12 protein-coding genes are annotated in these 10,506 nt (G+C 58.1%); 8 read left to right on the top strand and 4 right to left on the bottom strand.

The genetic code is table 11. The features are described from left to right. Positions 1-58 precede the first annotated feature (58 nt). Positions 59-2,089, bottom strand: coding sequence for a U32 family peptidase (locus ABGT74_RS10520; protein WP_346705483.1), 2,031 nt, complete (start codon positions 2,087-2,089; stop codon positions 59-61). Next, positions 2,086-2,397, bottom strand: coding sequence for a cell division protein ZapA (locus ABGT74_RS10515; RefSeq protein WP_297283913.1), 312 nt, complete (start codon positions 2,395-2,397; stop codon positions 2,086-2,088). Before ABGT74_RS10515 ends, ABGT74_RS10520 begins: the two co-directional genes overlap by 4 nt. Before the next feature lie 258 nt (positions 2,398-2,655). On the opposite strand from ABGT74_RS10515, the gene proB reads away from it, so the two are divergent. The 8 genes from proB (at position 2,656) to ABGT74_RS10475 (ending at position 9,625) form a co-directional block, all read left to right on the top strand. Continuing rightward, positions 2,656-3,465, top strand: coding sequence for a glutamate 5-kinase (gene proB / locus ABGT74_RS10510; protein ID WP_297283912.1), 810 nt, complete (start codon positions 2,656-2,658; stop codon positions 3,463-3,465). After that, positions 3,462-3,614, top strand: coding sequence for a hypothetical protein (locus ABGT74_RS10505; RefSeq protein ID WP_297283911.1), 153 nt, complete (start codon positions 3,462-3,464; stop codon positions 3,612-3,614). The genes proB and ABGT74_RS10505 overlap by 4 nt, the downstream gene beginning before the upstream one ends. A 48-nt stretch (positions 3,615-3,662) precedes the next feature. Further along, the gene (locus ABGT74_RS10500) at positions 3,663-4,910 is read left to right on the top strand and encodes a glutamate-5-semialdehyde dehydrogenase (protein ID WP_346705482.1); all 1,248 of its coding nucleotides are present in this window, start codon (positions 3,663-3,665) and stop codon (positions 4,908-4,910) included. Beyond that, the gene (locus ABGT74_RS10495) at positions 4,910-5,515 is read left to right on the top strand and encodes a CYTH domain-containing protein (protein WP_346705481.1); all 606 of its coding nucleotides are present in this window, start codon (positions 4,910-4,912) and stop codon (positions 5,513-5,515) included. Before ABGT74_RS10500 ends, ABGT74_RS10495 begins: the two co-directional genes overlap by 1 nt. Before the next feature lie 216 nt (positions 5,516-5,731). After that, positions 5,732-7,228 carry a sodium/proline symporter PutP gene (gene putP, locus ABGT74_RS10490; RefSeq protein WP_346705480.1) on the top strand — a complete coding sequence of 499 codons (1,497 nt, stop codon included), beginning with the start codon at positions 5,732-5,734 and terminating at the stop codon, positions 7,226-7,228. Continuing rightward, positions 7,229-8,101, top strand: a complete 873-nt coding sequence (locus ABGT74_RS10485; protein WP_297283855.1) for a ComEC/Rec2 family competence protein — start codon at positions 7,229-7,231, stop codon at positions 8,099-8,101. Continuing rightward, positions 8,098-8,331 carry a DUF3006 domain-containing protein gene (locus tag ABGT74_RS10480; protein WP_297283854.1) on the top strand — a complete coding sequence of 78 codons (234 nt, stop codon included), beginning with the start codon at positions 8,098-8,100 and terminating at the stop codon, positions 8,329-8,331. Before ABGT74_RS10485 ends, ABGT74_RS10480 begins: the two co-directional genes overlap by 4 nt. A 28-nt stretch (positions 8,332-8,359) precedes the next feature. Further along, on the top strand, positions 8,360-9,625 hold the full coding sequence (locus ABGT74_RS10475; RefSeq protein WP_297283853.1) for a diaminopimelate decarboxylase: 1,266 nt from the start codon (positions 8,360-8,362) through the stop codon (positions 9,623-9,625). A gap of 53 nt (positions 9,626-9,678) precedes the next feature. Here the strand turns inward: ABGT74_RS10475 and ABGT74_RS10470 are convergent, their stop codons facing one another. Then, positions 9,679-9,918: a hypothetical protein gene (locus ABGT74_RS10470; RefSeq protein ID WP_346705479.1), complete on the bottom strand. Its 240-nt coding sequence runs from the start codon at positions 9,916-9,918 to the stop codon at positions 9,679-9,681. A 14-nt stretch (positions 9,919-9,932) separates the two neighbouring features. Continuing rightward, on the bottom strand, positions 9,933-10,460 hold the full coding sequence (locus ABGT74_RS10465) for a DUF2007 domain-containing protein (RefSeq protein ID WP_346705478.1): 528 nt from the start codon (positions 10,458-10,460) through the stop codon (positions 9,933-9,935). Positions 10,461-10,506 lie beyond the last annotated feature (46 nt).

Genomic DNA, 10,506 nt, shown 5'->3' with positions numbered 1-10,506 from the left:
GTAATCAGCGCCAGCAGTTCGCGTCTGCGCGGCGATGCGGACGCCAGAACGATTTGCATTATTCGACTCCTCTTTTATATAGTCCGTTGGTGAATTCCCCCTCCAAGGGGTTGCCTTCGAGGAATGCGCAGGCAATCCGCACACATTCCTCGGGAGATTCGGTTGTAAACAGCAGCCGCGCGGTCTGCACGCCCAGCGGCCGCACATCCTCACGCAGGCACAGCGCACGGTTGCCCAGCAGCGTATTGCGGCAGCCGTATTCCGGCAGCAGCGCAAAGCGCTCGCCGCGCCGGTCGGTCAGATAGGTGACGCCGTTCTCGCAGCTGCACTTGCCGCCGTGCTGCCGACGGATGGCACAGTTTTCAAAGATCATCAGCGGCAGATAGCCGTAGACGATCATTTCGGTTTCCAGTGGGCCGCACATGTCGCGGATCTGCGCCAAACGCGCCTCAAACGACAGTGTCTGCCGCTGTATGCCCATTTCAGCCAGCGCGTGCAGCGTCTTGCTGTTGAACGCATTCAGCCCAAAATCACCGCGCACGGCAAAGCCTAGCCGCCGCGCCATCGCAACCTGACCGATGTTGCCCGCCAGCACGACCCGCGTGCCGCGGCTCATCGCCTGACCCAGCAGCATTTCGATTTTCCCCTGCTCCGCATCCGAAAAGACGCGCGGCAGGATAACCGGCAGACCTGTCTGTGCCGCGACATCCAGCGGCACATAAATGGTTTCCAGCCCCAAATCGCGCAGCGCGTCCGCCTGCGCCTTGGTGCGCACGGACGCGGTATAGCCGCAGAAGCCGGTTCGCGGGCGGCTATCATCGTCACGCGCCAGCATCGCCCCTTCCAGCCAGTCTCGGGATGGCGGGGCCGCGCGTTTTGCCAGCAGCAACGCAAGCGCGTCGCGCCGCATGGCGTTAACCGTCGAGGCCGGGATAGCAAGGCCGTCCGCAACCTCGATACGCAGATGGTTGACATAAAACGGTGTGCCGCCGGTCTTGCGCAGAGATTTTTCCACCATTTCCGGCGTCGTCGGCCGGGTACGCGCCCGCTCGACCGCCGCGGCAGACGAAACACCGTCCGCACTGAGCACCGCGCCCGTATCCTCGCGCGCGGTAAAGCACAGCGAAACCGGCACAAGCGGCGCTTCCTTGCCCTCAGCAAAACGGTGCGCCGCCTCATCATACAGAGACTGCACCTCATGCAGCGGCACGTCGGTCTTGGTGCCGAACATCGCATCTCCCTTTTTGTCGGTGTAGTAACCGTCGGTAAAGCCGTCGCGCGAAAAGACGCGCCGCAGCGTGTCTCGCTCCTCGGATGTCGGGTTGCGGTGTTCCCGCAGCAAATCCGCATAGATTTTCGTAACGATCGCGGTGTATTCCGGCCGCTTCATGCGTCCCTCGATCTTGAGCGAGGACACGCCGAGGTCAGCGAGCTCCGCCACATGCCCCGCCAGCGCCAGATCCTTGAGTGAGAGCGGATACCCCCCACTGTACGGCAGACGGCAGGGCTGCGCGCACAAGCCGCGGTTGCCCGAGCGCTGTCCGATGACCGCAGACAGATAGCACTGCCCGGAATAGCACATGCACAGCGCACCGTGCACAAAGACTTCGGTCTCCACGCCCGCCTGTTCGGTAATCAGGCGCACTTCGTCCCGCGTGCACTCGCGGCTGAGCACCACGCGCGAAAAGCCGAGGTCGCGTGCCTGCTTTGCGCCATCGAGGGTATGAATGGTCATTTGCGTGGACGCATGCAGCGCAAAATCCGGCGCGTGCGCATGGATCAGGCGCGCCAGTCCCAAGTCCTGCACGATCAGCGCATCCGCGCCCGCCTCGTACAAGAACTTTGCGTCACGCAGCGCCGCATCCAGCTCGCGGTCGCCTGCGAGAATATTCAGCGTGATATTGGTTTTCACATTTCGCGCGCGGCAATAGGCGATGGCATCCGCCATCTCATCCGCTGAAAAGCCCTGCGCGTTGCGGCGCGCGTTGAACGTGCCAAAGCCCATATACACCGCGCCCGCGCCCGACTGCACGGCCGCGCGCACCCCTTCCGGTGAACCGGCGGGTGCCAGCAATTCTACCTTACTCATTTATGACGGTTCCCCGGATGATTTGCGCTGTTGCGGCTGACCTGCTGCCGCAGAGCGGTGTTCTCCGCCTCCAGTGCGCGGCACTTGGCTTCAGCAGCTTCCGCCGCTGTCTTGGCCTTGATATATTCATCGGCAAGGTTGACCGTGGCAAGCGCCAGCGCCCGTGTGGACGCAAACGACGCCGAACCGCCGCACTCCGCGATGGTCTGCTGCGCCAGTTCCGCCACCTCGTTCATATATTCCACAGATTCCTCCGCCAGCATGGTGTACTGCTGTCCTGCAATCTGTATGGTCACACGATTTGCCATGCAAATCCTTCCTTTCGCAAAAAAGTCGTTGAAAAGGCATAATATGATAAAATATAGTATACCACAACCCGTCCCCTTTTGGAACACAAAATCTGTGCAAAGATACGCTGTCCTACCCCCGTTTTTTGTACACAACGATGTCAGCGCGCAAATTTGTAAAAGATTTGTGTTTTTCTTGTGTGATACGCTGCACTGTGCTAAAATAAGAATGAATTATTCCGTCCGGATGAACGACCGGACAGACATCAGGTGAGATTTATGCTGCATATCAACGAGGTACGCCGCATCGTGGTCAAAGTGGGTACCTCAACGCTGACATACGAAAACGGAAAACTCAACATCCGCCGCATCGAACGGCTGGTGCGCACGATCAGCGACCTGCAAAACCGTGGGTTTGACATGGTTCTGGTCTCGTCCGGCGCGGTGGGCGTGGGGGCTGCCAAGCTCGGGCTTGGCGGGCGACCGCGCGAGCTTGCGATGAAACAGGCCGCCGCTGCGGTCGGCCAGTGCGAGCTGATGCATATTTACGACAAAATGTTCCTCGAATACGGCATCAACGTCGCGCAAATCCTGCTCACGCGCGAAAACATCATTGACGACGACCAGCGCGAAAACATCCACAACACATTTACCGCGCTGATGCGCACCGGCGTTGTGCCGATCGTCAACGAAAACGACACCGTCGCTACCGCCGAGCTCAAGCATATCGAAAACTTTGGCGATAACGACACCCTGTCCGCCGTGGTCGCGCGCATGTGCGACGCGGATTTGCTGGTCATCTTCTCGGATATCGACGGACTGTATGATTCCGACCCGCGCAAAAACCCGCAGGCAAAGCTGATCGGACACGTGTCCAAGATCGACGCGAAAATCCGCCGCATGGCGGGCGGCGCAGGTTCGGCGCACGGCACAGGCGGCATGGCGACCAAGATCACCGCCGCGGAGTTGTGCATGGATGCCGGCATCCCCATGCTGGTAGCCAACGGCGACAAGGACGATATCCTGTATGACATTGTGGACGGCAGGCCGGTCGGCACGCTGTTTGCGCGAGAGGAGGAACACGCATGACCAAATTCCATATTCATCGGCTGACCGACGTGCTCTGCGGCGGGAATCTGCGTGTTTTCTCCAAGGCTCAGGTCATTGCGGCGCTGATCGGCGGGGCCATCGGCGCGTTTCTGGGCGTACAGGCATACTGCAACGGCTGGCTGGGCTGATTCCTGCCAGCTTCCATACTGATTTTTGGATAAACGAGGTGAAACGCCATGCGGCAACTGCTGGAAATTGCCGAGGATGCGCGCCGTGTCAAGCACGCGGTGGCAAAACTCGGCACAAACGATAAAAACCGCGGCCTGCTCGCCATTGCGGATGCGCTGGAAGCGCACGCAGACGAGATCATCGCCGCCAACCGCATCGACATTGAAAACGGCCGCGCCGCCGGTCTGGCGGACGGACTGATCGACCGGCTGATGCTGGACGAAAAGCGCATCGCAGGCATTGCGGAGGGCTGCCGGCAGGTTGCCGCGCTGCCCGACCCGGTCGGCGAGGTGCTGGGTATGCATAAGCGGCCCAACGGTCTGCTGATCGGGCAAAAGCGCGTGCCGATGGGCGTCATCGGCATCATTTATGAGGCGCGCCCCAATGTAACCGTGGACGCGGCGGCGCTGTGCTTCAAGGCAGGATCGGCCTGCATCCTGCGCGGCGGCAAGGAGGCGTTTCATTCCTCCATGTGCCTGACGCAGCTCATGCGCAGCGCATTGGAATCGGAAGGCCTGCCCGCCGATGCGATCAATCTGGTCGAGGATACCTCGCGCGAGAGCGCTAACCAGATGATGAAGCTGAACGGCTATCTGGATGTGCTGATCCCGCGCGGCGGCGCAGGGCTGATCCGTGCGGTCGTGCAGAACGCGACCGTTCCGGTCATCGAAACCGGTACGGGCAACTGCCATGTGTACGTTGACGCCTCCGCTGATCTCGAAATGGCGCAGCGCATTCTGGTCAATGCCAAATGCCAGCGGCCGAGCGTGTGCAACGCGGCCGAAAGCCTACTGGTGCATAAGGATGTGGCCGCTGCATTCCTGCCGATGGCGGTAGAGGGCCTTGCGCCCGACGGCGTTGTGCTGCACGGCTGTCCGCGCACCATGGAGATTCTCGGCAATGCAGTGCTGCCCGCAACCGACGAGGACTACGGCCGCGAATACCTCGGATACGAGATTTCCTGCAAGGTGGTCGATTCGCTCGATGAGGCCATCGACCATATCAACCGCTTCAACACCGGACACTCCGAATGCATCGTCACCCGAGACTACGCTGCGTCGCAGCGGTTCCTCGACGAAGTGGATGCAGCGGCAGTCTATGTCAACGCCTCCACCCGCTTTACCGACGGTTTTGAATTCGGTTTCGGTGCAGAGATCGGTATTTCCACCCAGAAACTGCACGCGCGCGGCCCGATGGGACTGACCGCGCTGACCACCACCAAATATATCATTTACGGAAACGGACAGGTGCGCTGATGAACAAAGGCATGGAGAAGGAATACAAGTGGCGCGCCGATGAAGGCTTATTGGGGCAGGCACTGTTATGGGCCTCCTCCCGCATCGGCACGCAAAGCCGAACACTGCACATGCAGTCGCAGTATTTCGACACGGCGGACGGTCTGCTGCGCGAGCAGCAAGCCGCGCTGCGCATGCGGAAAGAAAACGACCGCAGCGTGTGCTGTCTGAAACTGCGCAACGAAAATACCCCCGAGGGCATGCGCGCACACGAGGAATATGAATGCTTCGCGCAGACGGTTGCAGAGGGACTTTCCATCCTGCCCAAACGGGGCGCGCCGCTGACGCTTTGCGCACAGGCGCTTGCCGCCCCGCTGGAGATCATCTGCACGGTGGATTTCCGCCGCTGCGCCATCCTGCTGCAGCAGGACAATACCGTGTGCGAACTGGCGCTCGATCAGGGCACACTGCGGCACGGAGACAAAACCGCGCCGCTGTGCGAAATCGAGCTGGAATATGTTGCCGGCAGCGAAGAGGCATTTCATGCGCTTGCCGCCGAGCTTGCCGAGCATCTTTCGCTGGTGCCGGAGCCGGAAAGCAAGCTGGCACGGGCTATGAAACTATAAATATTCCGCCGATTCAAAGGGGCTGCGCATGCGCAGCCCCTTTTATTGTGTCTGCGTCCCACGCACAGACGTTTCTGATAACTGCCGTCAGATAAATGTGCATAAAATTGTGCAAAGCGTATATTTTTATCCTGCCACGCAATTCTCTCCCCGCGTTCTTGCAAAAAAAGCAGTTTCCATGTATAATAAACATGAATTTGGGGAGGGTAAATACACATGAACTTTGACAGCATCATTACGATCGCCGCTTTTGTCGTATACCTGATCTTCATGATCTGTATCGGTATGTACTTTATGGGCAAAAGCCGAACGACGACCGATTATTTCCTCGGCGGCCGCAAACTCGGCTCCTGGGTCACCTCGATGAGCGCGCAGGCGTCGGATATGTCCGGCTGGCTGCTGATGGGTCTGCCCGGCGCCGCCTACCTGTCCGGTATTTCCGCCGGCTGGATCGCCATCGGCCTTGCCGTGGGCACTTATTTGAACTGGCTGCTGGTGGCAAAGCCCTTGCGCCAGTATACCAAAGTGGCAGATGACGCCATCACACTTCCGCAGTTTTTCAAAAACCGGTTTCACGATGAAAGCGGCATGATCTCGGTCATTGCAGCCGTATTCATTCTGGTATTTTTCCTGTTTTATACCGCTTCCGGTTTCGTTTCCTGCGCCAAGCTGTTCTCCTCCGTGTTCGGTATCCCGTATCTGGTATCGCTGCTGGTGGGCGCAGTTGTCGTAATTTCTTATACCTTCGCAGGCGGCTTCTTTGCTGTTTGCTGGACCGACTTTTTCCAAGGCCTGCTGATGTTCTTCTGCGTGATTGCAGTCCCCACGATTGCCATCAATTCGCTCGGTGGCCCGTCCGACTTTTTTGCACAGGTGGATGCTTTTAACCCGAACTTCCTGAACATGTTTGTTGACGGCGAAACCAACACCCCCTATACCGTGCTCGGCATCGTTTCGCTGCTCGCATGGGGGCTTGGCTACTTCGGCCAGCCGCATATTCTGGTTCGCTTTATGGGCATCTCCTCGCCCAGTGCGATCAAGAAATCCCGCCGCATCGCCACCACTTGGGTGCTGATCTCGCTGACCGCCGCCGTGCTGATCGGCGTTTCCGGCCGCATGTTCCTGGGCGACGGCCTGCTGGTCACCGCCGGTAACGAAGAAACCATTTACATCAACATGGTAAGCCGTATCTTCCCGGTGTTTATCGCAGGTATTTTCCTGTCTGCAATTCTGGCTGCCATTATGTCCACGGCTGACAGTCAGCTGCTGGTCACGGCTTCCGCCATCACCGAGGACTTTTACCACAACAAGATCCGCCCGAACGCTTCGCCGTCCGAACTGATGTGGGTCTCCCGCATCTGCGTCATCGTCGTTGCGCTGATCGCCGTTTTCATCGCCACCAACCAGAACAGCACCGTGCTCGGTCTGGTGGAATATGCATGGGCAGGCTTCGGCTCCGCCTTTGGTCCGCTCGTGCTCTGCTCTCTGTTCTGGCGCCGCACCAACAAATACGGCGCATATGCCGGCATCATTGTCGGCGGCGTAGTCGACCTTGTTTGGGCGCAGCTGTCCGGTGGCATCTTCGAGCTGTATGAAATCGTGCCCGGCTTTGTCTGCGGTCTGATCGCCATTATTGTGGTCAGCCTGCTGACCCCCGCTCCGTCCAAGGAAGTCACTGATCAGTTCGACTCCTACCGCACCTGCGAAGAATAAATGAAACGCAGGCTCCGGCTGTTCCTGTGGTGTGCTGCCGCCGTTGCATTCGTTCTGGGCGGTATCCTGCAATTTGCTGATCGCTTTCTCCCGCAGCAAACACTGACCGATGAAACTGCCGTGCATTTTATCGACGTTGGTCAAGGCGATTCGGCGCTGCTGCTTTCGGGCGGGCAGGCCGTTCTGATTGATGCTGGTACTGCGGAAAGCGGCGCGGCGGTTGTGCGCTATCTGGAAGACCTCGGCGTTACGCGGCTCTATGCTGCCGTGGCGACGCATCCCCATGCCGACCACATCGGCGGCATGGCGCAGGTGCTTGACACGTTTCCGGTCGAACATTTTTATATGGGGCCGGAAACGCAGAATACCACTTCTTTTTCCGACCTGCTGGATGCGCTGCAAGCGCAGGGCATCCAGCCGACTATTCCCGCCCCGGGCGACACGCTGGCGTTTGACTCCGGCGCTACGCTCACCTTTCTCGGCCCCGCAGACGATGTGCCGGACGGCAACCTGAACGACCGTTCGCTCATCACACTGTTTCAGGCCGATGAGCAGAAAGTGCTGTTGATGGGCGACGCAGAATCCGCCGCCGAACAATCACTCCTTGCACATTACCCATCCTTGCGCTGCGATGTGCTCAAGGTAGGGCATCACGGCGGCGCAACGTCCTCTTCCCTGTCCTTTCTGCAAACCATTCAACCATCCGTTGCCGTCATCTCCTGCGGCGTAGACAACGACTACGGCCACCCCGACCCGCAAACGCTGCAAAATCTGTCCCTTGCGGGAGTAAGCGATGTCCGCATCACCGCGGAATGCGGCACCGTCATTTTCCCGCTACACCCACCGTCATCAAGCAAGGAGAATGCTGCATGAAACAGACCGGTATTGTCGATCGCTTTGAAGGCGATGATGTGGTTGTTGAAATCGGTGGAAAGATGGTCAATTTCCCCCGCGCCGACGCTCCTCCGATGTTGGGCGAAGGCATGGTCGTCATCGTAAGAGATGGCCGCATCGCGGAAATCGACCAAATTGAAACCCAGCGTATCGAGGATGACATGCGCCGCCGTTTTGAGCGCATCCTCGGCAAACAATCCGATGAATAAACCCTAAAAGGAAAGGCGAACAAAACCAATGGAAAAGAAACCCTTTTTGACACTCGAACAGGTACAGGAAATTACAAAAACCTATCCCACCCCGTTCCACATCTATGATGAGAAAGCCATCCGCGAAAACGCACGCAAGGTCAAGGCGGCATTCGCGTGGAATCCGGGCTTTAAGGAGTACTTTGCGGTCAAGGCAACGCCCAATCCCCGTCTGGTGCAGCTGCTGCACGAGGAAGGCTTTGGCTGCGACTGCTCGAGCTACACCGAGCTGCTTCTGAGCAAAGCATGCGGCATCACCGGCCACGACATCATGTTCTCCTCGAACGTCACGCCGAATGAGGATTTCAAGCTGGCCAGCGATCTGGATGCGATCGTCAACTTTGACGATATCACCCACCTTGACTACTATGACAAGGTTGGCGAATGGAAGGAAACCATGTCCTGCCGTTTCAACCCGGGCGGCGACTTCGTGCTGGAAAACGAGATCATGGACACCCCGCAGGAAGCCAAGTATGGCATGACCCGCGAACAGCTAATCGAAGCGTTCAAGTATATGAAGGCCAAGGGCGTCAAGCACTTCGGCATCCACGCATTTCTCGCTTCGAACACGGTAGCCAATGAATATTATCCTGCCCTTGCCCGCATTCTGTTCAAGCTGGCAGTCGAGGTGCAGAAGGAAACCGGCGTGCACATCGCGTTTATCAACCTGTCCGGCGGCGTAGGTATCCCCTACAAGCCATGGCAGGAGCCGAACGACATCATGGCCATCGGCGAGGGCGTTCGCCGTGCCTATGAAGAAGTGCTGACGCCCGCAGGCATGGACGATATTGCAATCTACACCGAAATGGGCCGCTTTATCCTTGGGCCGTATGGTGCGCTGGTTGCTAAGTGCATCCACCACAAGCATACCTACAAGGAATACGCCGGTCTGGATGCGTGCGCGGCAAACCTGATGCGTCCAGCGATGTACGGTGCATATCATCACATCACCGTGCTCGGCAAGGAAGACGCCCTGCACGACCGTACCTATGACGTGACCGGCGGCCTGTGCGAGAACAACGATAAGTTCGCCATCGACCGTAACCTCCCCCGCATCGATATCGGTGATTACGTTTATATCCACGATACAGGCGCGCATGGCTTCTCGATGGGCTACAACTACAATGGCAAGCTGCGTTCGGCAGAACTGCTGCTGCGCGAGGATGGATCGGTTGAGCTGATCCGCCGTGCGGAAACCCCCAAGGATTATTTTGCAACGCTGGATATGACCGGCCTGTTCGATGACATCCTGTAAGGAATAGCAATAAAAAGCGTGTACTCGATTGAGTACACGCTTTTTTCATCTGTTTACAGGTTTTGCAGCAGCAACGCTGCCGCCAATGCCAGCAACACCATGGTCAGGGCACGCAAAATACGCAGAACACGTTGTTTCTTCGGACTTTCCCGCTCCCATCCCTCAGGCGGCGGCGCGATCTCTTCGATCGTCTCCGTACCGTCCGGCTTATGCCCAATCAGCTTGACATGACAGGTATTACAGGCAGTAAAGCCTTTGCGGAATTCTGCCCCACACTTGGGACACCACGGCATATACTTCTCCTCCTTTAATTCGCCACGAAATACAGCAGCGCCAGCGCAACCACGATCACACCGATCACAACAGGCAGCAGCTTAAAGGAAACATTGTCCTCCATCGGCTGCTCGGGCGTTTCCATTGCTTGCTCTTCCGCCAGCCGCGCCAACTCATCCTCATCCACCGGCTGCTTCTCCAGATCGTGCTTCATTTCCTCGATCAAAGCCCGCGCCTGCGCCGTCTGGCTGGCATCTACCATGATTTCCACTCCAAAGCGCGCATCCGCACCGGAGTAGGCCTGAATCTGCCGAAAGGCTGCGGGACGATCCAACACAGCAATATCATGCTCACGCAGCAAATCGCAGATTGTTTCTGCCTCCAGCCGATTGCTCGCCGTGTAAACCGCGATTGGCTTTTCCATCCCATCCGGCAGAACAAACTTCTCCCGTTCCAGAACTTCATTTTCTTCGGGCAGCGTATCCACCAACGGCACCTTGCAGGTGCTGCACTCTGTGAACCCCTCCCGGTATTCTGCTTTGCACTTGGGGCACCAAGGCATGATGCATCCCTCCTTACCTGCCGATTATAGCATATCCCTGCTATTC

Origin of the sequence: uncultured Agathobaculum sp. (genome assembly GCF_963927765.1) — a bacterium.
Taxonomy (GTDB): Bacteria; Bacillota; Clostridia; order Oscillospirales; family Butyricicoccaceae; genus Agathobaculum.
The sequence above is the reverse complement of the archived record's forward strand: the minus strand, read 5'-3'. Positions and strand labels throughout refer to the sequence as shown.